The organism is Polyangium fumosum, from assembly GCF_005144585.1.
Taxonomy (GTDB): domain Bacteria; phylum Myxococcota_A; class Polyangia; order Polyangiales; family Polyangiaceae; genus Polyangium; species Polyangium fumosum.
The window spans coordinates 1-25,722 of record NZ_SSMQ01000021.1 but is presented as its reverse complement, the minus strand read 5'-3'; the positions used below and the strand labels follow the sequence as shown (position 1 = coordinate 25,722).

Genomic DNA, 25,722 nt, shown 5'->3' with positions numbered 1-25,722 from the left:
ACAGCACGGCTCCGTCCCTCCACGTGATGGGGTCGTAGGTCTTCGGGCGATGAGCCCATGGTCTCCTGCATCGCGGCCATCTTTCGAAGCCACGAGCCCGCCGCTCCTTCCATCGCCCCCGTTGCCCCAAGGCACGGCCTCGTACCCCCGGAGGCTCGACCGCACGCCCCAGAGACACGTCCCCGTTCCTCCAAGGCACGGCCTCGTACCTCCGGAGGCTCGACCGCACGCCCCAGAGACACGTCCCCGTTCCTCCAAGGCACGGCCTCGTACCTCTGGAGGCTCGACGTCGTCTCTTCGGACCATGCCCCCCATCCCTCGCACACACGTCCCCATCGCTTTTTGGCTCGGCCCCCAAGCTTGAAGACACGGCCTCATCGATGAACTGCGCATCGCGCAGTTCATCGAACCGACGCCAGCGAACCCCCCGCTGGACGGCCACGGGCCTGTCTCGGTTGGCAACGTCGCTGCTGGTCTTGACCGGGCCTGTTCGATGAACTGTGCATTGCGCAGTTCATCGAGCTTGGGTCCAGCCCCTGGCTGGTCCGGGTCCCGGGGCGGACAGCCCCGGGTGGGGCTTGGGGCAAAGCCCCAACGAAGCGGCTCCACGAGGAGACCCGTGCTCAGCCCCTCGTCGGGGTCCGGGGTGAAACCCCGGCGCAACGCGTCTACTTGAGGATCGAGCCGAGGTCCTGCTCGACCTGCTCTGCCGTCTGCCTGGGGACCTTTGCGTAGAGGCGCGTGCGCTCGGTGCGCACGAAGTACTCCACGGTGCTCAAGGGATCCGTTGCAGGCACGCGGACGACTTCGAGGAAGCCGAGGGACGCGCCTGCGGCGTAGTCCACGCGGAGCACGTCCTGCTTGCCTGCGGGCTCGGTCATCACGTAGTCCGTCGGCCGCAGCCGATCGAGCTTTGCCATGAAGTTAGCTGCCGTCTCGTCCTTCTGATCGGCGGCTGCGGGATCGGCCCAGAAGCGCTTGCCTTCGGGCCCGCCGCGCACGATTTGCCGCTTCTTCCCGCCGGCGTTGAGCTCTGCTGTCGAGACCTCGGCTTCCTTCCACCCGTGCAACTCTCGCTCCACGAGACGCGACTCTGCTGTGTCGAGGTCGCGCACGGCGCTCCCGTCGATCACGTACGTCTCGCCGGACTGCGGCTCGCGCACGTACCGATCGCCGCCGCCGGGCGTTGTCCCGCCCAGCACGAGCTTGCGCTCGGCGCCGCCGATCGTGATCGTGAGTGTGCCGTCGGGCTCGGCGAGCCCGAATTCGGCTGCGCGATCGTCTGGGATGCGGCCGAGCGCGCGGAGGGCTTTCAGCGGCGCGAGGGACTCGACGAGCTTTTGCGCGACGCCCACGCTGACGAAGTCCGTCTTCGTCTTGCCGGCGGGCGCGGGCGGCGGCGCGCCTGCGTCGGGGGTTGCCGGCGGAGGCGCGGCCTCGCGCTCCAGCGTGCCGAGGTAGTAAACGCCGAGTTTGTCTGACTTCGTTTCGAGCGCGACCTTGCGGTTTTTGCCCTCGAAGACGACCTTCGCGACGTCGGCCGGACGACCGGACCACACCGTCGCTTCGGTTTGCACGAGCGCCTTGGGCTGCTCGTCGCGGGTCCACACGGCCACCGCGCTGGCCGACGCCAGCACGAAGAGCCCTACGTGGACGAAGAGACCACGTCCCACGCTCATGCCTTCCTCCCGGCCGTGCGGCGCGCCCGCCGCGTCACGAGGAGCCCCACGCCCAAGAGGAGCGCGGGAGCCCCGATGATCGAGCCGTAGAACCAGTACATGTCCTTCTGCTTCGTGTGCTCGATCCGCACGTCCTCGGGCGTCACGATCTCTCCGCTGAAGCTCTCGTCGCCGCCGAGCCAGCGCACCGCGTCCACGGCGAAGAGCTGGTTCGTCTCGGCGACCCCGAGTGCGAGATCGCTCAGCGCGTCTGCGTCTGCGATCACGAAGGCACGCATCTCTTGCGGGCCCTTCACCTTGGCCTTGTCCACGCCGTCCGCGAGCGGCTTCGTCACCGCTGCGGCCAGGTTGAACGTCGCCTTCTTCTCGTCGCCGTCGAGCTCGTAGTTGCCGTTTTTGTCGGCGAAGGCCGCGCCCGACGAGCGGAGGACGAAGTCCACCTTCGGCTCGGATCCGGCCTTTTTGTCGAGCGAACCGGCCACGGGCACGAGCACGACGGCGCGCTGCGAGACGCGGCTCAGCGTCGAGACCGAGGCGTGCGACGAGAAGCGGTTCGAGACGAGGTTGGCCTTGTCCGAGGCGTTGCGACGCCGCGGCACGAAGAGCTGGTCCGTCGTGGCGAGCACCGTCGGATCGAACGCGAGATCCGCGAGCGCGGCGAGGGGAGCGAGATCCCCCTTCGTCTCCGGATCCAGCGCGAGCAGCAGCTTGCCGCCGCGCGCCGCGTACTTGTCGAGCGACGTGATCTCCTCGGGCAGGAATGCTTGCGACGGGCCGAGCACCACGACGATCGACGCGTCGTCGGGCACCGCGTTTGCGAGGCCCTGCGGCATGCCGAGGTCCTTCACCACGTAGTTCTGGCTCTCCAGCAGGCGGCGCAGGACCTTCGAGGTCCGCCCCTCGGCCGCCGCTGCGCCCTGGCCCTCGTTGAGCTCGCCGTGCCCGACCGTGAAGTAGGCCGTGCGTTGCTCCTTCATCGCCTTGAGGAGGGCCTTCTGGAAGTCGGCGTCGAGCGTCTTCAGCTTCGCCGCCGCCTTGCTCATCTCCTTGTCGAGCGTGAGCGTCTCGCGCGTCGGCCCGCGCAGGATCACGATCACCGCGTCCTGCGTGACCTTGTTGTCCTTCGCGAGCTGCGGATTCAGGAGCCGGTCGTAGAAGCCGTACTTGAAGTTCGGCGCGTTCTTCGCGATGTCCGCGAGGTAGCCCTCGACCTCCATGCCGACGTCGTTCAGGGGCGGGAAGAACGCGCGCACCTCCACGGTGTCCGGCGCGCTCGTCACGATCTTCTTCGTCGACTCGCTCGCCTTCGCCGTGCGGAAGTACGAGAAGTCGACCTTCGCGTCGAGCTCGCCCGCCGCGTACGTGAAGAGCGCTGCGTAGGCCACTGCGAGCGCGAGTGAGAGGCCCGCGATGGTCGCCGCGCGTACGCGACGGCCCTCCACGCGGGGCGCGCGCCGCATGGGCGCGAGCGCGATCTCGCCGAACACGAGCGGCAGGACCGACACGAGGATCAGGACGACCCACGCCACCGTGCTCGCCCCGTCGAAGCGGGCGCGTTTGTCCGGCGCCGCGTCGAGGATGCCGAGCATGCGCCGGCCGACCTCGGTGTTCGCCGCGAAGTAGATCCCGAGGGCCACGAGCCCGAGCCCCGCGAAGAGCGAGAGCGCGCGCTCGATCTTCCGCCGCTCCGGATCCTTCTCGGCCGACGCGTGCACGAACCGGAGCGCCGTCGAGACCGCCGCGCCTAGCACGCCGAGCGCGGAGAACACGAGCCGCCACGTCTCGACGTTGCCGAGCAGCCGCTCGCCGATGAAGACGAGCACGAGCGAGCCCACGAACGCGGGCGCGAGGAAAGGCGCGTAGCTCGGCGGCGCGGGTGCCTTGGCTCCCTTGTCGGCCTTGCCTTCGGGCGCCTTCTCGGCGGCCGGAGCCGCCTCTTTCGGTTTCAGCGCCATCGCCGCGCCTCCAGCGTCTTCGTGGCCGCGAGCAGGAAGAAGTACGTGACGGCCACGTAATAGACCACGTTCTCCAGCTTCAAAACGCCGGTCATGAAGGGGAATTGCCGCTGGTGGTGCAGCGCCATCCCGGAGAGCACGCCGTTCACCGGCGGCTCGGTCACCTTCGCCACGAGCCAGAGCGTCACCATCACGGCGAGCAAGAGCCCGCCGAGGATCGCCGCCATCACCTGGCTCCGGCTCACGGCCGACGTGAACATCCCGATCGCGAGCGCGGCCGAGCCGAGCAGCAGGATGCCCGTGTAGCCCACGGCCACGTGCCCGAGGCTCACCTTGCCGTTCACGAAGATGAGCAGCGGCATGTACACGCTGACCAGCGTGATGAGCGTGATCATCGCGAACGCCGCGAGGTACTTGCCCACGATGATCTCGATGTCCCGGATCGGCGCCGTGTTCAGCAGCACCAGCGTCCCGCGCTCACGTTCCCCCGCGAGAAGCGGGATCGACATGAGCACCGCCACGATCATCGTGACGCCGCTCGCGCCGTTGAAGAACTCGCGCAGCACGTCGGCCGACATGCGTGATCCGGTCAGGCCGTTCGCGCTGAACCACAAGCCCTCGACGAGCAGCGCCGCAGCCCCGATGGCCCAGCCGAGCAGGGATCGCCCGTACGAGCCGATCTCCCTCCCCGCGACGAGCAGAGCGTTTCTCATGTCCCGCTCCCGTCCTCTTTCTCCGCCGCGGCGTCCTTCGCCCCGGCATCACCCTCGCCGGCCGAAGCGCGCGCCTTCTTCGCGCTCCTCTTGCCGGTCCGCTTCTTCTTCGGCGAGGCCCCGGCGCCTTCGCCTGTCGTCTCCGCGCCCGCGAGCTCCAGGAACACGCTCTCGAGCTCCCGCTCGCCGCGCCGCACCTCGAGCAGGCCGATCTCGGCCGTCACGAGCGCGCGGCACACCGCCTCGCGCGCGTCGCCCTCGGACTCGATCCGGAGCGCGAACACGCCTTCGCCGCTCTCCGCCGCGTCGATCGCCTCGACCGACACCACGCCCGGCACGGCGCCCGCGGCTTCCTTGGCCTTCTCCTCGTCGCCGCGCACCGTCACCTCGATGCGCTGGTTCTTGAGCAGCTTCGCGCTGAGCTCCGCCTCGGTGCCGCTCGCGGCGATCTGGCCGTCGCGGATCACGAGGAGGCGATCACACGTCTCGCTGATCTCCGAGAGAATGTGGGAGGACAAAAGGATCGTGTGCTCGCCCTTCAGGCTGCGGAGCAGCTCCCGCATCTCCACGATCTGCACAGGGTCGAGGCCGCTGATCGGCTCGTCCAGCACGAGCAGCTTCGGCCCGTGCACGATGGCCTGGGCGATGCCGACGCGTTGTTTGTACCCGTGCGACAAGGACGCGATGAGCTGGTCTTGCACCTCGGCGAGCGACGTCGCCTCCAGCACCTCGGGCACGCGTTTGTCTGCGGAGGCCTTCGAAAGGCCCCGCAGGCGCGCGGCGAAGTGCAGGTAGGCGCGCACGGTCATCTCGCCGTAGAGCGGCGGCGTGTCCGGCAGGTAGCCGATGAGCGACCGCACCTCGTGGGGGCTCTCCACGACGTCGAGGCCGTTCACGCGGACGGAGCCCGAGGACGGGAGCAGGTCGCAGGCGAGGATGCGCAGCGTCGTGGTCTTTCCGGCGCCATTGAGCCCGAGCAAGCCCACGATTTCGCCGGCTTCGATGGAGAACGAGAGCGGTCCGACCGCCCTTCTCTCCCCGTAGTACTTGTAGAGGTCGACGATTTCGATCACGGCAAAAGCCTTCGTCATGCGCCGCCGGTTCCCCGGCGACGGCGCCCTTATAACAGAAGCACGCGCCCGTGATTCCCGACCTCGTCGGGATCCGACGCCCGAACGCCGTCGGGGCCGCCCAGGGCAGCCGCGCTCCGGCCGGGGCGCGGGGTCGGGCCTCGCGGGGCCGGGGGATCCCCCGTGCGGTCCCACGTTTCCACGAGATCCCGCTCATCGGCCTTGCCGCCGGGGCGGGCTTGCGAGAAGAGCCGCGCCATGACGGCGCGAGCCAGGTTTCCAGGTCCCCGCAACGCTTTCCTCGCGGTCACCGCGATGGCCCTCGGCATGGCCTGCATGCAGGGGAATCGCCCGCCCGAGGTCGCGCCCCGCGGCACCCTCGTGCCCGGCTCCGCCGACGGCGCGGCTACGGTCGACACACGCGGGGCCTTCGCCGTCGTGTTCGGCACGCCGCGCGGGGACACGAACGACCCGCCCGAGGTGAGCCTCGTCTTCAACCGCCCGATGCGGCCGCTCGAGCTCGCGGGCGACGAGAGCGCGTCGCCCGCGACGATCCAGCCCGCCGTACCCGGCCGGTGGCAGTGGGTCGGGACGAACGCGCTCTCGTTCGTGCCGGAGAAGCGCCTGCCGCGCGCCACCGCGTTCGTGGTCACGGTCCCTTCCGGCACGAAGGCGCTCGACGGTTCGAAGCTGGAAAAACCGTTCGAGCTTCGTTTCACGACGGCGCGGCCCGAGGTCACGTCGGTCGAGCCTTCCGAGGGCTCGGACAACAACCTGCGGCCCGACGCGAAGTTCACGCTTCGCTTCAACCAGCCCGTCGACGATCGCGCGATCGAGCGCGCCGTGACGATCACCATCGCCGAGAAGGCGCGTGCGTTCACCGTGCGTCGCCCCGATCCGCAGAACGAGCAGCTCGTGGAAATCGTCCCGCGCGCGCCGCTCCCGCTCGCTTCGCAGATCGTGATCGATGTGAAGGGCCTCGCGGGCAAGGAGGGGCCCCTCCCCGCCGAGAAGGAGGAGCGCTTCACCTTCGACACCTACGGCCCGCTCTTCGTGAAGGAGCTTCCGTGTGATCACGACACGCCGCACGGCAAATGCGCGCCCGACGGCGGCATCGGCATCTACCTGTCGAACCCCGTCGCGTTCGCCGAGCTGAAGAAGGCCGTCCGCTTCGAGCCGAAGATCGACGTCACCTGGCCGTCATGGCTCGACGACGAGCACCTGACCGCGGGCGTCACGGTCTATGGCGCGTTCGCCCCGGGCAAGGCCGTCAAGGTCGTCGTCGGCAAGGGGCTTCGCGACGTGTACGGGCAGAAGCTCGCGGCCGACCACCGTGCCGACGTCGCCTTCGACGACCTCTGGCCCGAGGCCGACATCGGCCTGCGCGGCAGCGTCTTCGAGCCGGCGGCGCGCCGCGAGATCCCGATCGACTCCATCAACACGAACGACCTCGAGCTCGTCGTCGCCCCGCTCACCCCGGAAGACGCGATCCACTTGCAGGACGACCCGTACGGCCCGGGCCGCATGCCCTCGTACGACGACATCTTGAAGCTGCCCGGCGCGAAGGTCTCGAAGCTCCCGTCGAACGCGCCGCTCAACAAGGCTTCGCGGCACGCGGTCAAGATCGAGGAGGCGCTCGGCGGCAAGGACGCGCGCGGCGCGGTCGCGTTCGGCATCCGGTACATCGGCTGGCCGGGCTCGAACCACCAGCGCGCCGTCACGAACACCGCGATCGCCAAGGTCAGCGACCTCGCGGTGAGCGGCAAGTTGTCGACGCGTGGCTCGCTCCTCTGGATCAGCCGCCTCTCGTCGGCGGAGCCGGTCAAGGGCGCCGAGGTCACGATCGAGACGCCCGGCGAGGCGCCGATCGGCCCGCTCCGCTCGGACGACAACGGCTTCATCAAGCTGCCGCCGGAGGTCTGGGCGCGCGGGGGCTCGGGCGCCGATCGCGCCGTCCTCCTCGTGAAGGACGGCAAGGATTGGACCTACAAGCATCTGACGGACACGCTCGATGGCTGGCGCTTCGACGCGCAGGTCGATCCCGGGCCGGATCGGCCGTTTGGCCTCGTGTTCACGGATCGCGGCATCTACCGCCCCGGCGACACGGTCCACATCAAGGGCATCTTCCGCAAGGAGGGCAACCCAGGCACCGTCACGCCCGTCGGCCTGCCCGTGGAAATCAAGGTCGAGGGCCCCGACGGCGACGAGATCGTCTCGCGCACGGAGACGCTCTCGCCCTTCGGCACCACGGCGATCGACGTCGTCGTCCCGCGCACCGGCCGGCTCGGCACGTACGCGGTCCGCGCCACGGTGCAGGAAGGAAACCCCGGCTGGGCCGACGTGAGCGGTGACTTCGAGGTCGCCGAGTACCGGCCCGCCGAGTTCGCGGTCTCGGTCGAGAGCGACAAGCCGAGCTACGTGCGCGGCGACAAGGGCAAGTGGATCGCGCGCGGCGACTACCTCTACGGCGCGCCCATGGCCGGCGCCGAGGCGCGTGTCACCGTGACGCGCGGCGAGGCCGATTTCCGCCCGCCGAACACCGATGACTTCACGGTCTCCGAAGACACGTTCCACGCGGACTTCACCGACCGCACCACGCGGGAAGGGGAGATCCAGAGCAGCACGACGAAGCTCGACGCCAAGGGCACGGCTTCGATCGAGGCGGCGCTCGCGCTCCCCGGCCAGCGTGGCCCCGAGCGCGTGACGAGCGAGGCCGAGGTGAACGACGTCTCTCGCCAGTACATCGCGGGCAGCACCACGGCGATCGTGCACCCGGCCGAGTTTTACGTGGCGCTGCGGACGGGGAGCGACCTCTTCGTCGACGCGGGCAAGCCCGTGAACCCCGAGGTCTTCGCCGTCGATCCCAAGGGCGCGCGCGTCGCGGGCGTCCCGATCAAGATCGAGCTCGTGTCGCGTACGTGGAACGTCGCGCGGCAAGCGACCGCCGGCGGCCTCGCGCACACCGTGGCCGAGCCCGTCGATCGTGTCGTCGAGAGCTGCACGGTCACGACCACGGGCGGCGACAAGCCCGTCTCGTGCAAGCTCACCCCGGCCGCGTCCGGCTACCACATCGTCCACGCGACCGCGGTCGACGCCCGGAAAAACCCTGTCGGCGCCGCGGAGCCGCTCTACGTCTTCGGCGGCGCGGGCGGCGGCGGCTTCGGCGACAGCGACCGGCTCGCCGTCGAGCTCGTGGCCGACAAGGAGAGCTACGAGGTCGGCGACAAGGCGCGGTTCCTCGTAAAATCGCCGTTCGCCGCGGCCGAGGCCCTCGTGACCGTGGAGCGCGCGGGCATCCTCTCGCAGCGCCGCGTCAAGCTCGTGGGCGCGATGCCGACGGTCGAGATCCCGGTCACCGAGGATCTCCGCCCGAACGCGTTCGTCTCGGTCCTCCTCGTCCGCGGCCGCACCAAGCCCGTGCCGACGAACGCGAAGGACCCGGATGTCGGCGCGCCCGCGTTCCGCATGGGGTACGCGCCGCTGCTCGTGAACCCCGAGAAGCGCAGGCTCAAGATCGCGCTCACGCCGAACAAGACGGAGGCGAAGCCCGGCGAGAACGTCGAGGTCGACGTCGTGGTGCGTGATCACGCGGGCAAACCCGCGCGCGCCGAGGTCACGTTCTACGCGGTCGACGAGGGCGTGCTCTCGCTCATCGGGTACAAGACGCCCGATCCGATCGGCGTCTTCGGCGCCCCGCGCCCGCTGCGCGTCACCTCCCTCGAAGTGCGCGCCGCGCTCGCCCGTGTCTTCCGGCCCTATGGCGATCTCGGCGCGGACAAGGGCCTCGACGGCGGCGACGGCGGCGGCGGCACCTCCGTGCGGCGTGACTTCCGCGCGAGCGCCACGTTCGTCCCCTCGATCATCACGGACGACGCGGGCCGCGCCAAGGTGAAGTTCCGCCTGCCGGACACGCTCACGACCTACCGCCTCATGGCCGTCACGGCGGCCGAGGACGATCGCTTCGGCTTCGCGGAGAACCGCGTCGTCGCGAGCCGCCCGCTCATGGCGCGCCCTGCGCTCCCGCGCTTCTTGCGTGCCGGTGATGCCCTCGACGCGTCCGTCGTCCTGAGCTCGAAGGGCATCGGCAAGACCAACGCCACGGTCGAGATCAAGCTCGACGGGCTCACGCTCTCGGGCGACACGAAACGCACGATCGATCTCGCGCCCGGCACGCCCGTCGAGGTCCGCTTCCCGGTCACGGCGCCGAAGGCTGGCAAGGCCAAGATCGGCTTCGTCGTGCGCGCGACCGAGTCCGGCAAAGCTTTGGAGGACGCCGTCGAGGTCGAGCGTGACGTCCGTGTCCCGCTCTCGCCCGAGGCCGTCGCGCTCTACGGCGACACGACCACGGAGAGCGCGGAGAAGCTCGGGGATCTCTCGGCGATGCGCGACGACACGGGCGGGCTCGAGGTCAGCATGGCCTCGACCGCGCTCGTCGGGCTCGGCGGCGGCGTCGAGCAGCTCATCGACTACCCGTACGGCTGCACCGAGCAACTCGTGAGCAAGCTCGTGCCGATGCTGCCGCTCCGCGACCTCGCGGCCGACTTCAAGATCCCGCTGCCGAAGAACACGGGCGCGATCATCGAGTCCACGGTCGCCGAGATCCTGAAGCACCAGCGCGGCGACGGGGGCTTTGGCATGTGGGCGGGCTCGGATCGCTCGAACCTCTGGGCCACCACCTACGCGCTCTGGGGCCTCGGCGAGGCCAAGCGCCGCAACGTGAACATCCCCGAGACGGTGATCGAGTCGGCCGCGCGGCACGTCAGCGACGCGCTCGAGAAGCTCGACGACGAGTACACCCGCGCCGCCGCGCCCTTCATCCTCGACGTCCTCGCCGTGAACGGCCAGCCCGACACCGGCCGCACGACGCGCCTCTTCGAGGAACGGAAAACCTTGCCGCTCTTCGCGCAGGCGTTCCTCGCGCACGCCATGGTCGTGAGCAAGCACGATCGCGCGAGCATCGACCAGCTCGCGAACGAACTCGAAGGCTCGCTCCGGCTCGACGGCAACGTCGCGCGCGCCGCGACGAACCTCGGCGACAAGTACGCCGTGCTCATGGACTCCGACACCCGCACGACGGCGCTCATCCTCCGCGCCTTGCTCGCGGCGCGGCCGAACCACCCGATCGCGGCAAAACTCGCCATGGGTCTGCTCGCGGATCGCAAGGGTGGCTCCTGGCGCAACACGCAGGAGTCCGCCTGGTCGCTCGTCGCGCTCGACGCGTATCGCAAGGCGCAGGAGAAGGCCACGCCCGACTTCCTGGCGCACGTCTTCCTCGGGCAGGCCGAGATCGCGACGCAGGCCTTCCGCGGCCGCGACGTGAACCAGGCGCGGATCGCCGTGCCCGCCGATCGCCTCACCTCGGCCGGCGGCAGCGTGCTCGCCTTCGACGTCGAGGGCTCGGGCCGCCTCTTCTACGAGGCGCGCCTGCGCTACGCCCGCAAGGAGCTGCCGAAGGCGCCGCTCGATCGCGGCTTCTTCGTGCAGAAGACGCTCCGGCCCGTGACCCCGGCCGAGCTCGCCGGCCTGCTCGCCGCGCCGCCTGGCAAGAGCGTGAGCACCTTCCCCGGCGGTGAGCTCGTCCTCGGCGAGATCGTCGTCGTCACGCCCTCGCCGCGGGACTACGTCGTCGTCGACGATCCGCTCCCGGCCGGCTTCGAGCCCGTCGACGCGCGCCTCGCCACGACGGCGAGCGGCCCGAGCCTCGACGAGGAGAACGAGAATCCCGAGGACACGCTCGACGAGGAGGGCGGCTACGACGCCGTCGCCACGGGCCGCGCGTATCTCTCCAGCCGCTACCTGCGCGAGCTGCGCGATGACCGTGTCCTCTTCTTCATCGACCGCATGCCGGCGGGCATGTATCGCTACCGCTACCTCGCGCGCGCGACCTCGATCGGCACGTTCATCCTTCCGCCCGCGCGCGCCGAGGAGATGTACGCGCCCGAGGTGTTTGGAAGGACCGCCGCCGGCGCGATCACGGTGACCGCCAGCAAGTGACCCGATCCCGCCTCGCTCGTGCGCTCGTCCGGTGGCTCGTGCCTCGCAGCCGCCGCCGCCGGATCGAGCTCGCGCTCGCGGCGCTCGTCTCCCCGATCCTCTGCCTCGGCCTCGCCGCCGCGCTCACGCCGCTCCCGCCCGAGCTCGCGACGGCCGATCTCACCGCCGCCGATCCCTCCACGGTCTTCCTCGATCGCCACGGCGCCGTCCTCTGCGAGGTCCGCGCCAAGGACGGCACCCGCGCGCGCCCCGTGCGCCTCGCCGACATCGATGCGCGTGTCCCCCGTGCCGTGCTCGCGGCCGAAGACAAACGATTTTACCTCCACCCTGGCGTCGATCCGATCGCGATCACCCGCGCCGCCGGGCAGGCCCTCCTCGCGCGGGGCATCGTCTCCGGCGGCTCGACGCTCACGCAACAGCTCGCGCGCACCCTCGTCCCGCGCCCGCGCTCTGTCGTCGGCAAGCTCCGCGAGATGGCGCTCGCGCTGCGGATCGAGGCCTCGCTCTCGAAGCCGCGGATCCTCGAAGAGTACCTGAACCGCGTCGCGTTCGGCCCCTCGCTCCGCGGCGTCGAGGCCGCGAGCCGCTTCTACTTCGACAAATCCACCCGGGACCTCTCCCTCGCCGAGGCGGCCGCGCTCGCCAGCCTCCCGCGTGGACCCACGCTTTACGACCCGCGCCGCGGCACCGACCTCCTGAAGCGCCGCCGTGATCGGGTCCTCGAACGCATGCGCGCCGCGCGCCTCGCCGATCATGAAGACGTCGATCGTGCCCTCGGCGAACCGCTCGTCCTCGCCCCGCGCGGCAGCGGCCTCGGCATCCCGCACCTTCGCCGCGCGCTGCTCGGGGGAGGGAAGGGGATCGGCACGGACGAGCTCGCCGGGCGCGCGACGGCGATCACGACCACCCTCGATCGCGGCCTCCAGCGCGAGATCGAGATCCTCGCGGTGCAAACGGTCGAGCGCCTCGCCCCGCGCCACGTCACGGCCGCCTCCGTCGTCGTCCTCGACAACGAAACGGGCCACGTCCTCGCCTACGTCGGCTCGCCCGACATCGAGAACGAAGCGCGCCTCGGCCACAACGACGGCGTCCTCGCCAAGCGCCAGCCCGGATCCACGTTAAAACCCTTCGTCTACGGCCTCGGCATGGAGATCGGCGGCTTCACCGCCGCCACCATCCTCCCCGACGTCGACCTGCATTTCCCCACGCCCGACGGCGACTACCACCCGAACAACTACGACGGCCGCTTCCACGGCCCCGTCCGTGTCCGCGAGGCCCTCGGCAGCTCCTTCAACGTGCCGGCCGTCGTCGCCTCCTCCCGCATCGGCCCCGAGCGCCTCCTCGCGCGCCTGCGCGACCTCGGCTTCGCCTCCCTCGATCGCAGCGCCCGCGACTACGGCGTCGCCCTCGCGCTCGGGGACGGCGAGGTCCGCTTGATCGAGCTTGCCGCCGCCTATGCCACCCTCGCGCGTGGCGGCCTCTCCGTGGCCCCACGCGCCGTCCGCGAGGCCCGCGCCGCCACGGGCGAGCTCCTCCCGCTCCCCGCGCCTCCGCCCCGCCGCATCCTCGATCGGCGCGCCGCCTACGTCCTCACGCACATCCTCGCCGATCGGCATGCGCGCCTCGCCACGTTCGGCGAGAACAGCGTCCTCGAGCTGCCGTTCCCGGTCGCCGCGAAGACCGGCACCTCCAAGGGATTTCGCGACAACGTCACCGTCGGCTTCACGCCCGCCGTCACCGTCGCCGTATGGGTCGGCAACTTCGACGGATCGCCCATGAGCGGCGTCAGCGGCGTGACCGGCGCCGGCCCGCTCTTCCACGACGCCATGCTCGCCGCTTCACGCCTCTCTCCAGAGCGCGACTTCGAGCGACCCGAGGGCCTCGTCGACGTCGACATCTGCCCGCTCTCCGGCGCTCGTCCCGGCCCGGCGTGCCCGCACCGCCGCAGCGAGATCGTCCCGCGGGAGACCTCGCTCGCGACCTGCGACATGCACGAGCGTGTCCGCATCGATCGCCGAAACGGCCTGCGCGCCGGCCCTGCCTGCGGCGACGCCTCCGTCGACGTGCGTGTCTTCGAGCGGTACCCGCCCGAGCTCGCCGCGTGGGCCGAGAACGCCGGCCGCCCCGTCGCGCCGCGCGCGTCGTCCCCCTTCTGCCCCGAGGCCGATCGCGCTTCGCCTTCCCGCCTCCGCATCGCCTTCCCGCCCGACGGCGCGCGGTTCGTGCGGGACGGCGCCCTCGCGGCCGAAGAAGCCATCCGCGTCCGCATCGACGCGCCTTCCGAGGCCCGCGCCGTGCGCCTGCTCGTCGACGGCCGCGCCGTCGTCCTGACGCCCCCCTTCGAGCGCTCGCTCCCGCTCGTGCCCGGCGAACACACGCTCGTCGTCGAGGCGGGCGGCGCCTCGTCCGAGCCCGTCAGGTTTTCGGTGCAGTGAGCGGCTGCGGCAGCGGATTCGCCCGCAGCGTGTCCTCGGGTTGCCCCTCCGCGCGCCTCTCCTCCAGCGCGCTCGGCTCGAACCGCGTCCGCGGCAGATGACGCCCGCCGTCGATCCCTTGCAGCCGCTGCACCAGCCGCTCCCGCACCCGGCACCGGAGATCAAAGAGCTGCCCCGCGCTCGGCGCCGACACGAGCGCCCGGACCTGCAGCGTCGTCGAGAGCGCGTCGAACACCACGAGCCCGGCGACCTTCCCGTCCCAGTCCGGATCCGCCTCGCAGACCCGCCGCACCTCCTCGCGGAGCACGTCGATCGGCGCCGTGTAGTCCACGTGCAAAAACACCGTCCCGAGCAGCTCGGGCGACGACCGCGTCCAGTTCTGGAACGGCTTGTCGAGGAGCTGCGAGATCGGCAGCACCAGGCGCCGCTGATCCCAGATCCGCACCACCACGAACGTCAGCGTGATCTCCTCGATCGTGCCCCATTCGCCCTCGATCACCACCACGTCGCCGATCCGCACCGGCTGCGCGATCGAGATCTGGAGCCCCGCGAGGATCGTCGCGATCGACCGCTGCGCGGCGAAGCCCAGCACGACGCCCGCGATGCCCGCGGACGCGAGCAGCGAGACGCCCACCTGCCGCACGAGATCGAACTGCATCAGGACGAGCGCCGCGGCCAGGATCGCGATGCTCACGCTCCCGATGCGGCGGAGCATGGAGATCCGCGTCCGCGCGGCCCGCACGTGTCCGGGGTCTTGATCCTTCCCCTCGTACCGGTCGGCCATCTCCGTGGTGCCCACGCCGAGCGCACGGTCGGCCGCCCACGCGCACCCGATCACGAGCAGCGGACGCAGGATCCGCTCGAGCCAGGCCTCCGTCGCCGCCGTCGGCTCGAACGCCGCCACGGCCCCGCGCACGAAGAGCACCGCCAGGAGGAACTGGCAGGGGCCCCGGGACGCCTCGACGAGCCGATCGTCCCAGCGCGCGCCCGTGCGCGACGTGAGCTTGCCGAGCAGGCGCACCACCGCTGCGCCCGAGATCCAGCCGATCACCGGCGCCACCAGCACCACGAGCGCCTGCCACGCGAGCAGCCCAAAAGGCGTCTCCCGATGGAGAATCCACGACGCCCGGCTCGCCACGTCCCCCTCCGCGGCGAGCGCTCCCATCAGAACGGCAGATCGTTGGTGCACAAATGAGATGTGCCTCAGACGATCGTCATCGCAAGGACTTTTGCGGTCAGGTCAGGACGAAGTTGTTCAGGGTCGCCACGACCACGCCGATGATGCTCTCGCCTGCGATGACGCCCGAGGCGACCGGCACGATCATCTCCTCGCCCTTCTTGCTCAGCTTGCCGGTGACGAAGGCGAGGAGCGCGCCGAGGAACATCGCGAGCGGGTAATAAAACGGCAGGATGAACCCGAGCCCGATGCCCGTCGCCGAGGGGAGGTACTTCTTGTACTTCGGCAGGAGCTTCTCCACGGCCACCAGCGCCGTGCCCACCACGAGGCCCACCGCGATGCACGTCCGGGCCATCGGGTGCAGGTTGTCGATGCCCAGCTTGAACACCTCGGCCACGGCCTTCCACTGCTGCGCCGCGGGCGCCGGGAACGCGGGGTTGTCGCCCATCAGCACGCTGGCGTTCGGCACCAGCATGTAGAAGCCGATCACCGTCGCGATCGTCCCCGGCAGGATCCCGAGCATCTGCGCGACGAACTGCCGCCGCGGGTTCGCGCCGAGCAGGTACCCCGACTTCAGATCGTTCAGGAGATCCGCGCTCGCGCTCGCCGAGCCCGCCGTGATGCCGGCCGTCATCAGGTTCGCCGTCGCGCTCTGCGGGATCAGCACGCCGTAGATGAGCTGCATGATCTTGCCCATCGCGCCCGTCGGCGTGATGTCGGTCTCGCCCGTCGCGCGGCACGCCACGAGCGAGAGCACGAACGTGAGCCCCACGGCGAGCAGGCCGAGGTGCAGCGGCACGCCGAAGAAACGCCAGGCGATCACCACGACGCTGACCGTCGCGATCGACCCGCCGATCGCGAACCAGCGCATCGGCACCTCGACCCCGGCCCGCGAAGCCCCCGCGTCTCCGCCCGCCGCCTTCCCGAAGCTCTTGAAGGCCCGGACGATCGTCCTCCATTGCAGCACGAACGAGAGCAGGCCCGACGCCACCAGCATCGGCGCGCCGATCCAGAGCCCGATGTCCTTCCACGCCGTCTGCGGCTTCAGCGCGGCCGTCACCACCTGGCCGAGCTGGTTCGTCCACTGCGCTTCGAGCGCCATCGGCGTCACGACGAACGCGAGCACGAGCGCGCCCACCATCATCGAGATCGTCGCGCGGAGCCCCACGATGGCGCCCGCCGCGACGAGCGCCGCGCCGTGATCCAGCTTGATGTTGAACGCGGAGAGCGGGTACGCCTTGCCCGCCGCCGTGACCTTGGGCAGCCAGTCGAAGATCGCCGACGCGCCCGGCACGAGCGCGGCGCGCGTCACCACGCCCGCGGCGTCCACCGACTTGACGATGTTCAGGTCCTTGAGGATCGGGATGAGCCCGGCCACCGCGGCCGACGCGAGCAGCGCGCGGCCTTTTTCGAGCGCGCTCGTGCCCTGGCTGTAGAGGCTCTGGAGCGTCACGGCCGCGGCCGTGCCCGAGGGGAAGCGCAGGCGCTCCTGGTTGATCATGTTGCGCTTCATCGGGATGGCGAGCACCGTCCCGAGCAGCGCGAGCGACACCGTCCACGCGGCGAGGACGGGCCAGGGGATGTGGGTTCCCTTGGGGTTGTCCGCCGAGACGGTCAGCATGAACAGCGCTGGGATCGCCGAGACCATGGTGCCGCCGGTCGAGTACCCCGCGGAGGACGCGGTCGACGCCATGCAGTTGTTCTCGAGGATCGTCATCGGCGTCTTCACGATCCCGGCGCGCAGGAAGGCGCCCCAGATCGAGAACGAGAGGATGCACGCCGTGATGGCGACGCCGAGGTGCCAGCCCGTCTTCAGGCCGACGTAGAGGTTCGTGAACGCGAGCAAGAACCCGAGCGCCGCGCCCATGCCGATGGCGCGAGGCGTGAGCTGCGCCGTCGCGTCGCCCCGGTAGGCCTTGGCGTACCAGGTGTCCTCATCCATCTCGCCGACCGCTTCCGGCGCGATGTCGAGCGGCTTGCCGCGCTCGAACTCCGCCTCCGTCGTCGGCGCCTGCTGGAGGAGCGGGCCCCCGTTCACGACGGAGGCCGTTCGCGCCTCTCCTGCGGGCGTCTCGATCTCGCTCATCTCCGCCACATAGCATGGAGACGGGGTGAACCGTCCGGTCTCGCGGACCTGCCCTAACGGAACGCGACCTCTGGATTTGCCGCCTCTCGCGCGAGCGCCTGCCGCTCCCGGGCGAGGTAATCCCGGATCGCCGCGTCGAGCCTTGGATCGGCGACGTGATGGAGGCTCCGGGTGATCGTGGGTTCGAACCCCCGGGTCATCTTGTGTTCTCCCCCGGCGCCGGGCTCGAACCGCCCGATCTTCCGCAGAATGCACTGCTCGATCGAGTGATAGAAGCAGACATTGAAATGGAGGAAAGGCCGCTCTTCGGAGGCGCCCCAGTACCTCCCGTACAGCGCGTCCTTCCCGGCGAAATTGAAAGCCCCGGCGATGGGTCGTTTCCCTTCCCGGGCGAGCACGACCTCCACGCCGTCGCCGAGCCGCGGCACGATCTCCTCGAAAAACGCGCGGTTCAGGTACCTTCGCCCCCAGGAGAACTTGTCCACGGTGGCCGTGTAATACCCATACATGGCGTCCACGAGATCCGGCGTGATCTCCCGGCCGCGCAGGGTGACGAGCTCGATCCCCTGCGCGGCCACCTCGCGCCGCTCGCGCTTCCATTGGTTGCGGCGCTTCGAGGAGAACCGCGCGAGGAAATCGTCGTACGTCGTGTACCCGGGGTTCTTCCAATGAAACTGGAGCCCATACCGCTCGGCGAGGCCTGCGTTCGCGAGGTCGGCCGTCTGATCGGCGGGCGGGAAGAGGACGTGCGCGCTCGAGATCTCGAGCCGCGTGACGAGCTGCCGGAGGCCCTCGGCCATGGCCGCGGCGACCTTCGAGGCGTCTGCGCCTTCGGCGACGAGGAGCCGCGGCGCCGTCGCGGGCGTGAACGGGACGGCGACGACGAGCTTGGGGAAGTACTCGATCCCGGCGCGGTGGGCGGCGCTGGCCCAGGCGTGGTCGAAGACGAACTCGCCCTCGCTGTTGCCCTTGAGGAACGCGGGCGCGGCGGCGACCAGCCGTTCGGCCTCGTCGTGCAGCGTGAGGTAGTGGGGGAGCCAGCCGCTCCTGGGCTCGACGCAGCCCGTCCGTTCGAGGACGTCGAAAAACGCCCAGGTCAGGAACGGAGCCTCGGAGACGCCTCCAAGGGCGTTCCAGGCCTCCTCGGCGATGTCGCGGATCGTGGCGTGGACGCGGAGTTCGAACACTCGGCGGTATCCTCGGCGGGAGACGGGGGGTTGGCAAGGGGGAGTGGAGAGCGGGGCGTCGCCCCGCACCCCAGCAGGGGGCTGTCCGCCCCCTGCACCCCGGACCAGGCACGGCCTGGACCGAAGGCGACAGCGCCCTTTGCGCGCTGTCGAGGGAAGGGCGTTTGCCCGCGGACGGCGAGCTCATCCCCAAGGAGCCTGCTCGAACTTGATCGGGTGGATTCAGAGTTCCTGCGCGATCAGCCGGCCGATGTCCTTGTGTGCCGCTTTCAGGCGGGGGAGCCCCGCTTCTCCGTCGCTCATGTACGCGGCGATGAGGAGGGGGGCGCGGCCTGGCGGGCGAGAGGGCGTCCGCGCAGAGGACCTGACGCATCAGGCCCACCATCGCGCGTGGCGACGTGGTGTCGCGGGGGTCGCCGGGATCGTTGTTGTTGAGGGTCGTCGCGGTCGAGGCGCGTCACGGCGTCGCCCTGCTGACGGACGAACTGCGTGAAGCTTGCGGGACCACCCACCTTCGCGAGCAGCAGGTTGGCTGCCGTGTTGTCGCTGACCGTGACGGCGGCTTGCGCGAGGGCGTCGATGGTCATGGATCCTTCGGCGACATGCTCGCGTGTGATGGGAGCGTGTTCGAGCAGATCGGTCGAGCCATAAGGCACGCGTTCGTCGAGTGATGGTTGCCTGTGATCGACGCGCGCGAGGACGGCCGCGGCGAGCGCCCATTTGAACGTGGAGCACATCGCGAAGCGTTCGTCCGGTCGGCGAGGGCGCGGTCTGCGCGGCTTGGGGTGTAGGAAGATCTGCGCGGTGCGCAGGTCTTCCACCTTCGGTCCAGGCCGTGCCTGGTTCGGGTCGAGGGGCGAACAGCCCCCGCGGGGCCCGGGGCAGCGCCCCGGCGCGGCGCTTTGAAGAGGCACACGGAGCGTCCGAAGACCCGCGTGCAGCGATTGCAAGGCGCGATACGCGCGTGCAAATCACGGCTTGCAACGCTGGCAAGCGGCATTCGGTGCGCACGGAAAGGCGTTTGCAACGCTTGCAGGCGGCGTTCAGCGAGGGACGAGAGGCGCTTGCAATGCTTGCGGGCGCCTCTCGGCGTGGTGCGAGGGCGGCTTGCAATGGCTGCACGCGGCCCCCGGGGCGTCACCGATGGCGTTTGCAAGCGTTGCGCGCGGCGATGGGTCGTTCGGATCCGCTGTGGAGCGCATCTTGTCACGCGCGAGGAGCAGGAGGGCTTCGGGCTCCCACGTCATACCGTCAAAATCTTGCCGGCAAATTTGTGCTTTCCCATGCAAATGGTTGTGCCGGACGGCGCGCCGCAACTATGCAGCACGGGCTGCCTCTGGCAGCACTCGAACATCAACGACACAGGAGTATTCGTACAACCATGCAGATCGCACGTTGTTCTGGGGTCGTCGTCGCCTCGTTGTTGGGCTTCCAGGCCATCACAGGCATCATGGGTTGTTCGGAGGTGGGAGGGCCCACGACCGACGCGGTGCCCCTCGAGGGGGGACACGCAGAGGCTTCCGTGGAACGAGCGCTCGAAGGAACGCTGCTCATCGAGGTCGGTCACACGTCTCCGGAGATGGATGGGTTCCTCGTTCGGGCGGATCGGGAGGTCTCCCTGGAGCTCACCATCGAGGGTCGATCGACCTTCGCCGACGGCTCCACGTCTCGCTCGCTCGTCGCCGGTCCCGGCGACGTCGTGCGACTTCCGGCCATCCTCGCGGCGGATACGGTCGACGAGAGCTTCGTCATCGGGAAGGTCGACGGCGCCGAGGTCGACCGGCAGCGTATCGCCACGCTGCCCGAGGGCGGCGTCGAGGAGCTGAAGAACTCCTTCAAGGAGATGTCGGGCGCGGTCCTCCACGCGGGCGAGGCCTTCGCCATCGTCGACGAGGACGCCGTCGCCTCCCAGGCGAGCGCCATCGGTTCGCCGGCCGGGATTCTGTACGCCGGCGAGGACGATATCATCCCGCTCGGCCTTTGCGTCCGCGAGGCCTGGGGCCCTGGCAAGGTCGTCTGGGACTTCGCCAACCCCCAAGCCTCCGGTTATTCCTCGAAGCCCGAAAACGCGTGGAACCTCGTGTGGGCGTCGGCTCCCCAGCAGGACACGGACGGCATCTATCGATCGGGCTGGGGCTGCGGACAGGCCTTCAAGATCCCCGACTCCTGCACCGCGACCGTGGCCGCCAATGGCACGATCTCGTATTGCTGCAACTGGGCGATGCAGCAGCTCGGCCACGTGTGTCAGTGGGTCAATCCGGGCGCGATCGGCTGGCCCAACTGCCCGCTCTGACGCTCTGTCGGTAAGGTGCAGGAAGCTCGTCCCCCTCGGGCCGATGGTCACGCGGCAGGCCGAGGGGGACGGCTGCCTCGCCCGCGCGACGCTCGACGCGGGCCATGGGAGAGGGCACATCGTCCTACGGGTTTCCCCCTGTGTTGCCCTTTGGCTCGCTCGTAGACGACTCGAATGGGAGCGCCGGCGTCCCCATGCCCAGCGAGGGCAGCGGAGGCGATTCATGCAGCGGCAGGCCATCGCTGCTGGCGCGCCTGTCCAGAAACGGGCCGGTGGTCCTCGACTTCGAATACGACGGCTACGAGCACCTGCCCGAGATCACGACAACGGCGGCGGTCCCCAGCCTCGCTCGATGTGCCGTCGGAGCGAATGCAAGCGCTCAGCACCTCGGCAGGAGTCGCTCGGTCAGGTGCGGCAAGCAAGAAGGAGAGCCTCGCGCTCGATTCCGATGTAGACTGCGCTTGCTTGATCGACGAGGAGGCTCTTCCATGACCACGTTCGATAGCAGGCAGCGCCGTTTCGAGCCGCGCCATCCGACCCCGAGGCCCACACGACAGCGTTTCCCTTCGGCCGCGAGGATGACCCAATGGCTTTCGAACGGAGCCTCCTCGATGGGGCGCGAGGCCGGAGACGCGGAGCATCACGACGCGGGGGATCTGTTGCCGTCCGCTCCTTGGCGACGGTCGCTCGCCGAGATTCCCATCTTCCCACAAGGGGCTTCGCGTACCTCGGGGCGAGCGAATGAAACGGCGCCGTCCACGGCTGCCAACGTGATGGGAGAGCAGGCCCCTGGAACGCTGTCGGCGGGGAGAGGCCTCGGGTCAGCGGAGATGGGGGCGCCCGCCGAGCTGCACACCGGCGCCATCGGCCCGGTGCTGCAGCGGGTGGCATCACGGCAAGGCCAGGGACAGCCGCTGCCTCCGCCGCTCCGGCACCGGTTCGAGCAGTCCTTTCGCGTCGACCTCGGCGCCGTGCGCGTCCACGCGGATCCGGAGGCTGCGGCGATGGCCAACGCTGCCGAGGCTCTGGCCTTTGCGAGCGGGACCGATATCTACCTGGCGTCGGGGGCGTACCAACCTGGAACGGCGACAGGCGAGCACTTGATGGCTCATGAGGTCGCCCACGTGGTCGAACAGGCTGCGGGGAGGGCGCCTCCCGGCGTCAGTCGTCCTGGGGATGCGCACGAGCTTGCGGCCGACGCCGCCGCCCATGCCGCGGTGGCTGGGCATCGAGCCCAGCGGAAGGCTCCTGCCCAGGTGAAGCCTGGGGTCAGCCAGAGCCTGCAGCGAACGGTCAGATTCACGGGAGGCATGCAGAAAAAAATCAACGCGCAGTTCATGCATTTCATCCGCGGTCTGCGGCAGTACCTGGCGATCGGCGTCACGTACACCTTGGAGAATGAGGGACAGACCGCCATTCTGACCGATCCGGAGATCGATGTGGAACGGCAGCGCGAGATCACGGACCTCTTCTCCAAAAATTACGATGCTTATTACGCCGTTCCGGAGCCCCAGCTACACAGACCCAAGAAGACGCGCGACGAGGCGAAGGCGGACGCGCTGTCGAAATGGGTGACGGTGCGCGACGCCGTACTCTCGTACCTCAAAAAGAAGAACGTCGATGTCGTGGAAATGACCAAGGCGAGAGCGCGGGGCGCGGAAGCGGTGTCTACCATGATCGGGCCAGACGAGATTCAAGTCAACGTGAAGGATTACACGAAAACAACGGAGAGTGACGCCAGCGTAGCGCTCTCCTTCAACGGATTCTGGCGGCTGACGCACGAGATCCTGCACCTGGCTCTGGAGATCAAAGCCGACAAGGACGATGACAGGGAGCCTGGCCCTGGCAAGATCGAGGCTTACCTCAATCCGTTGCGGATCGGCTTCGGCTTGCCCCAGCGCACCAACTACGGATCGACCGACAACATGATCCAGTTCGAGGGAGGCGGACACGTGATTTATCCCCGCTAGATCCATGCGCCGCCGTCCGACGTTTCGGAGAGACCATTCGACGATTCTAATGCCGATGAGAGAGCGACCAAGGGACGAGCCGAGCGCACCTTCGCGGCCCGAGCCGGCTCCGGGGCCGGAGGCGCGACGCGAGGGGCGGAATGCGCAGGAACCGGATGCCGCGCCCTTCCCAGGCGCGAAGGTGCACGACGCAGAGGGGGCCGGGTGGCGCCGCTTCGGCCGCGCGCTGGTCGGGCCGCTCCTCCCGGTGCTCGGCCTGGGCTCCTTCTATACGCCGCTCGGGGAATGGTTCTGCGACCTGCCGCCGTTCAGGACCCATTATTGCACCCATACATACAGGCCTTTGCTCGTGCTCTTGAGCGTGCTCGCGCTCGTGTGGCCATGGGTGTTGGGCAGGAGGCGCTCGCGCGTCGCACGGCTTCGGATCCGGCCGGGGCTCGTCGAGGTGAATGGGCGAGGCCTCCTGCGGGAGCGCATCGGACGCGGAGAGGTGAAGGCCGTGCGCGCGGCGAGGGCCCTCGAGGGGACCAGCGTGATCATCGCGCGCAGGCACGGGCCGCCGGTGTTTCTCGAGATCGAGCGCGAAGAGGACGCCCGGGCCATCATGTATGCGCTCGCCGGTCCCGCGGCGGATCCGGGGGCCGCGCTCGAGATCCCCGGGGCCCGGGGCGCGCGCGATACGATCCGTCAGGCCATCGAGCTCGGCGTGCGCGGCATCGGGCTCATGTTGTGCGGCGTGGCGTTCGTGTGCCATCTGGGCACATTCGAACATCATTCATTCATGGGCGTCGTCGGGCTCTGGTGGCCGTCCATGGCCATCGTCTACTTGCTGGGTGCATTCGCCTGCGCCATTTTGAGCCTCGTGCTTCGCTTCTTCGGCCACCATGCGCGCGTCGCGCCGCTCGTCCTCGGAGCAACCGAGCTCCGTACAGGCGATGGATTGCGCATCCCATACCGCGACATCGACGCCGTGAAGGTCGGTCGGCGCGGGCTCGAGCTCGTACTCGCCGGCACAGGCGCGACGCTCGAGATCCGACTGCCGGGACTCTCGGCAGAGGAGCGCGCGCACGTTTCGGCCCACCTCCTCGCAGGGGCGCGGGTCGCGGAGGGGGCCGCCGATGCGCCTTCCGAGGTGCCCGCGCGGATCGCAGCGCTTTCGCGTGGCAAGCACGAGCCAGTACGAGCATGGCTGACGCGACTCGACGCGTCGGTCCGTGCGCGGGAGAGCGAGCCCTATCGGGGAGTGCCGCTCGACCGTCGAGACCTCGCCGAGACGATCGGGGATCCTGCGGCTTTCGCAGCGGTGCGCGCGGGGGCAGCGCGGGTGCTCTGGCGTATCGACCCCGAGGTTGCACGCGAGGCGGTGCGCGACCTGAATGCTGAAAGCGATCGAGATGTCGTGGGACGCCTGCGCCTCGTCATGCAGGAGGACATCGACGAGGCGAGCGAGAGGTACGAGGAACTCTCGCCCCCCTTTCGTGTCTTCGTGCGGCGTGATGCGCCCGGCGGAGACTGAGCTTTTCATCTCATAGAAGCGGTTCGTACGGTGCTGGGCCGTGCCGCGGCGGCCTCCTCGCCGACGCCGCGTGCGTCATGCTCGAAGACTACGCCGGGGGCGATGGCCGAAGTGGCTTCCGCCGCGCGCTTCGCCTGCTACCATCGCCCCCGCCCATGAGCATGACCGACACGCTTCTTCTGCAAGCCAGCGAGGGCGACCTCCGCGCCCAGGGCCTCGCCGCGGCCCGTGATCTCTGCGCCTTCCTCGATCACGCCCCGAGCCCCTACCACGCCGCCGAGGAGGCCGCGCGGCGGCTCTCCGCGCAGGGGTTCTCCGCGCTCTCCGAGCACGACGCCTGGCACCTCGCGCCCGGCGATCGCCGTTATTTCCTCCGCGCCGGGACCCTCGTCGCCTTCGTCGTCGGCGACGAGCACCCCGCGCTCGGCGGCTTCCGCCTGATCGGCGCCCACACCGACTCGCCGAACCTCCGCGTCAAGCCCAACGCCGATCTCGCGCGCTCCGGCTACCAGGAGCTCGGCGTCGAGATCTACGGCGGCGTGCTCCTCTCGACCTGGCTCGACCGCGATCTCTCCATCGCCGGCCGCGTCTTCTGCCAGCGCAAGGGCGAGCGGCCCGCTTCGCGCCTCGTCGACCTCGGCCGCGCCGTGGCCCGCGTGCCGAACCTCGCGATTCACCTCAATCGCACGGTCAACAAGGAAGGGCTCGTCCTGAACGAGCAGAAGCACCTGGTCCCGGTCGTCGGCCTCGGCGCCGCGCCCGACGTGCGCGCCCTCGTGGCCCGCGAGCTCGACGAGCGGCCCGACGCGATCCTCGGCTACGATCTCTGCCTCTACGACACGGCCAAGGCCGCGATCGCCGGCCTGTCGCAAGAGTTCGTCCTCTCGGCGCGCCTGGACAACCTGGCGAGCTGTCACGCGGGCACGGCGGCGCTCGCCGCCGCGTGTGGCCCCGGCGCCTCGACCCGTATGATCGTGCTTTACGATCACGAAGAGTGCGGCAGCCGCAGCGCCGCGGGCGCGGCCGGCACGGTCCTCAAGGACACGATCGCGCGGATCCTCGAGGCCTACCCTCACCACGAGCCGCAGGGCTTGCAGCGGGCGCTCGCGCGCTCGTTCCTGGTCAGCGCGGACATGTCGCACGCGCTGCACCCGAATTACGCCGACCAGCACGAGCCGCAGCACCAGCCCATGTTGAACAAGGGCCTCGTCATCAAATCGAACGTCAATCAGTCCTACGCGACGGACGGCGGCACGGCGGCGGTGTTCGAGGAGCTCTGCCGCGACGTCGGCTATCCGGCGCAGAAGTTCGTGGTCCGCTCGGACCTGCCCTGCGGCAGCACGATCGGCCCGATCACGGCGGCCGCGCTCGGGATCGCGACGGTCGACGTGGGCGCGCCGATGCTCAGCATGCATTCGTGCCGCGAGATGTGCGGGACCCTCGACGTGCACTGGTCGATCGAGACATACCGGCGGTTTTTGCAAGGGTAGGGGAGCGCGCGGGGCGTTGCCCCGCACCCCAGAAGGGGGCTGTCCGCCCCCTTCACCCCGGACCAGGCACGGCCCTGAGCACTGGTCTCATCTTACGAGCCCATTCTCCCTGAGGACGCGCAGCATCTCTGCTGCGGGAGCTAGGCGTTCCAGGCCG

The 25,722-nt window shown here is 69.7% G+C and carries 14 protein-coding genes; 6 read left to right on the top strand and 8 right to left on the bottom strand.

What is annotated here, in order from left to right:
* Nucleotides 1-668: 668 nt before the first annotated feature.
* From E8A74_RS20850 to E8A74_RS20835, 4 genes are read right to left on the bottom strand one after another with little or no spacing between them, the layout of a single operon-like run.
* Nucleotides 669-1,679 carry a DUF4340 domain-containing protein gene (locus tag E8A74_RS20850; RefSeq protein ID WP_136930797.1) on the bottom strand — a complete coding sequence of 337 codons (1,011 nt, stop codon included), beginning with the start codon at nucleotides 1,677-1,679 and terminating at the stop codon, nucleotides 669-671.
* Nucleotides 1,676-3,634: a Gldg family protein gene (locus tag E8A74_RS20845; RefSeq protein ID WP_136930796.1), complete on the bottom strand. Its 1,959-nt coding sequence runs from the start codon at nucleotides 3,632-3,634 to the stop codon at nucleotides 1,676-1,678. Before E8A74_RS20845 ends, E8A74_RS20850 begins: the two co-directional genes overlap by 4 nt.
* The gene (locus E8A74_RS20840; RefSeq protein WP_136930795.1) at nucleotides 3,625-4,347 is read right to left on the bottom strand and encodes an ABC transporter permease; all 723 of its coding nucleotides are present in this window, start codon (nucleotides 4,345-4,347) and stop codon (nucleotides 3,625-3,627) included. Before E8A74_RS20840 ends, E8A74_RS20845 begins: the two co-directional genes overlap by 10 nt.
* Nucleotides 4,344-5,438 carry an ABC transporter ATP-binding protein gene (locus E8A74_RS20835; protein WP_276567957.1) on the bottom strand — a complete coding sequence of 365 codons (1,095 nt, stop codon included), beginning with the start codon at nucleotides 5,436-5,438 and terminating at the stop codon, nucleotides 4,344-4,346. The genes E8A74_RS20840 and E8A74_RS20835 overlap by 4 nt, the downstream gene beginning before the upstream one ends.
* 237 nt (nucleotides 5,439-5,675) lie before the next feature.
* On the opposite strand from E8A74_RS20835, the gene E8A74_RS20830 reads away from it, so the two are divergent.
* Both E8A74_RS20830 and pbpC read left to right on the top strand, forming a co-directional pair.
* Nucleotides 5,676-11,411: an alpha-2-macroglobulin family protein gene (locus E8A74_RS20830; RefSeq protein WP_136930794.1), complete on the top strand. Its 5,736-nt coding sequence runs from the start codon at nucleotides 5,676-5,678 to the stop codon at nucleotides 11,409-11,411.
* Nucleotides 11,412-11,449: 38 nt separating this feature from the next.
* Nucleotides 11,450-13,846: a penicillin-binding protein 1C gene (gene pbpC, locus E8A74_RS20825; protein WP_232379683.1), complete on the top strand. Its 2,397-nt coding sequence runs from the start codon at nucleotides 11,450-11,452 to the stop codon at nucleotides 13,844-13,846.
* Here the strand turns inward: pbpC and E8A74_RS20820 are convergent.
* The 4 genes from E8A74_RS20820 to E8A74_RS20805 all read right to left on the bottom strand — a co-directional run bounded on the left by E8A74_RS20820 (nucleotide 13,827) and on the right by E8A74_RS20805 (nucleotide 19,117).
* A complete protein-coding gene (locus E8A74_RS20820; protein ID WP_136930792.1) occupies nucleotides 13,827-15,011 on the bottom strand; it encodes a mechanosensitive ion channel family protein in 1,185 nt (394 codons plus the stop codon). The genes pbpC and E8A74_RS20820 overlap by 20 nt on opposite strands.
* A gap of 70 nt (nucleotides 15,012-15,081) precedes the next feature.
* Nucleotides 15,082-17,109, bottom strand: coding sequence for an OPT family oligopeptide transporter (locus E8A74_RS20815; RefSeq protein WP_136930893.1), 2,028 nt, complete (start codon nucleotides 17,107-17,109; stop codon nucleotides 15,082-15,084).
* A 53-nt stretch (nucleotides 17,110-17,162) separates the two neighbouring features.
* Nucleotides 17,163-18,296 carry a GNAT family N-acetyltransferase gene (locus tag E8A74_RS20810; RefSeq protein WP_136930791.1) on the bottom strand — a complete coding sequence of 378 codons (1,134 nt, stop codon included), beginning with the start codon at nucleotides 18,294-18,296 and terminating at the stop codon, nucleotides 17,163-17,165.
* A gap of 299 nt (nucleotides 18,297-18,595) precedes the next feature.
* Nucleotides 18,596-19,117, bottom strand: a complete 522-nt coding sequence (locus E8A74_RS20805; protein WP_211365411.1) for a serine hydrolase — start codon at nucleotides 19,115-19,117, stop codon at nucleotides 18,596-18,598.
* Nucleotides 19,118-19,677: 560 nt separating this feature from the next.
* On the opposite strand from E8A74_RS20805, the gene E8A74_RS20800 reads away from it, so the two are divergent.
* The 4 genes from E8A74_RS20800 to E8A74_RS20785 all read left to right on the top strand — a co-directional run bounded on the left by E8A74_RS20800 (nucleotide 19,678) and on the right by E8A74_RS20785 (nucleotide 25,565).
* A complete protein-coding gene (locus E8A74_RS20800; protein ID WP_136930790.1) occupies nucleotides 19,678-20,589 on the top strand; it encodes a hypothetical protein in 912 nt (303 codons plus the stop codon).
* Between the two features lie 488 nt (nucleotides 20,590-21,077).
* Nucleotides 21,078-22,559, top strand: a complete 1,482-nt coding sequence (locus tag E8A74_RS20795) for an eCIS core domain-containing protein (RefSeq protein WP_170229254.1) — start codon at nucleotides 21,078-21,080, stop codon at nucleotides 22,557-22,559.
* A gap of 4 nt (nucleotides 22,560-22,563) precedes the next feature.
* Nucleotides 22,564-24,075, top strand: coding sequence for a hypothetical protein (locus E8A74_RS20790; RefSeq protein ID WP_136930788.1), 1,512 nt, complete (start codon nucleotides 22,564-22,566; stop codon nucleotides 24,073-24,075).
* A gap of 161 nt (nucleotides 24,076-24,236) precedes the next feature.
* Nucleotides 24,237-25,565 (top strand): M18 family aminopeptidase, encoded by a 1,329-nt coding sequence (locus E8A74_RS20785; protein ID WP_136930892.1) that lies wholly within the window; start codon nucleotides 24,237-24,239, stop codon nucleotides 25,563-25,565.
* Nucleotides 25,566-25,722: the final 157 nt, after the last annotated feature.

What these genes read in the sequence shown, in the direction of transcription:
- E8A74_RS20850 (WP_136930797.1), bottom strand. Translation starts at nt 1,679, where the DNA reads ATGAGCGTGGGACGTGGTCTCTTCGTCCACGTAGGGCTCTTCGTGCTG.
- E8A74_RS20845 (WP_136930796.1), bottom strand. Translation starts at nt 3,634, where the DNA reads ATGGCGCTGAAACCGAAAGAGGCGGCTCCGGCCGCCGAGAAGGCGCCC.
- E8A74_RS20840 (WP_136930795.1), bottom strand. Translation starts at nt 4,347, where the DNA reads ATGAGAAACGCTCTGCTCGTCGCGGGGAGGGAGATCGGCTCGTACGGG.
- E8A74_RS20835 (WP_276567957.1), bottom strand. Translation starts at nt 5,438, where the DNA reads ATGACGAAGGCTTTTGCCGTGATCGAAATCGTCGACCTCTACAAGTAC.
- E8A74_RS20830 (WP_136930794.1), top strand. Translation starts at nt 5,676, where the DNA reads ATGACGGCGCGAGCCAGGTTTCCAGGTCCCCGCAACGCTTTCCTCGCG.
- E8A74_RS20820 (WP_136930792.1), bottom strand. Translation starts at nt 15,011, where the DNA reads ATGGGAGCGCTCGCCGCGGAGGGGGACGTGGCGAGCCGGGCGTCGTGG.
- E8A74_RS20815 (WP_136930893.1), bottom strand. Translation starts at nt 17,109, where the DNA reads ATGAGCGAGATCGAGACGCCCGCAGGAGAGGCGCGAACGGCCTCCGTC.
- E8A74_RS20800 (WP_136930790.1), top strand. Translation starts at nt 19,678, where the DNA reads ATGCAGATCGCACGTTGTTCTGGGGTCGTCGTCGCCTCGTTGTTGGGC.
- E8A74_RS20795 (WP_170229254.1), top strand. Translation starts at nt 21,078, where the DNA reads ATGACCACGTTCGATAGCAGGCAGCGCCGTTTCGAGCCGCGCCATCCG.
- E8A74_RS20790 (WP_136930788.1), top strand. Translation starts at nt 22,564, where the DNA reads ATGCGCCGCCGTCCGACGTTTCGGAGAGACCATTCGACGATTCTAATG.
- E8A74_RS20785 (WP_136930892.1), top strand. Translation starts at nt 24,237, where the DNA reads ATGACCGACACGCTTCTTCTGCAAGCCAGCGAGGGCGACCTCCGCGCC.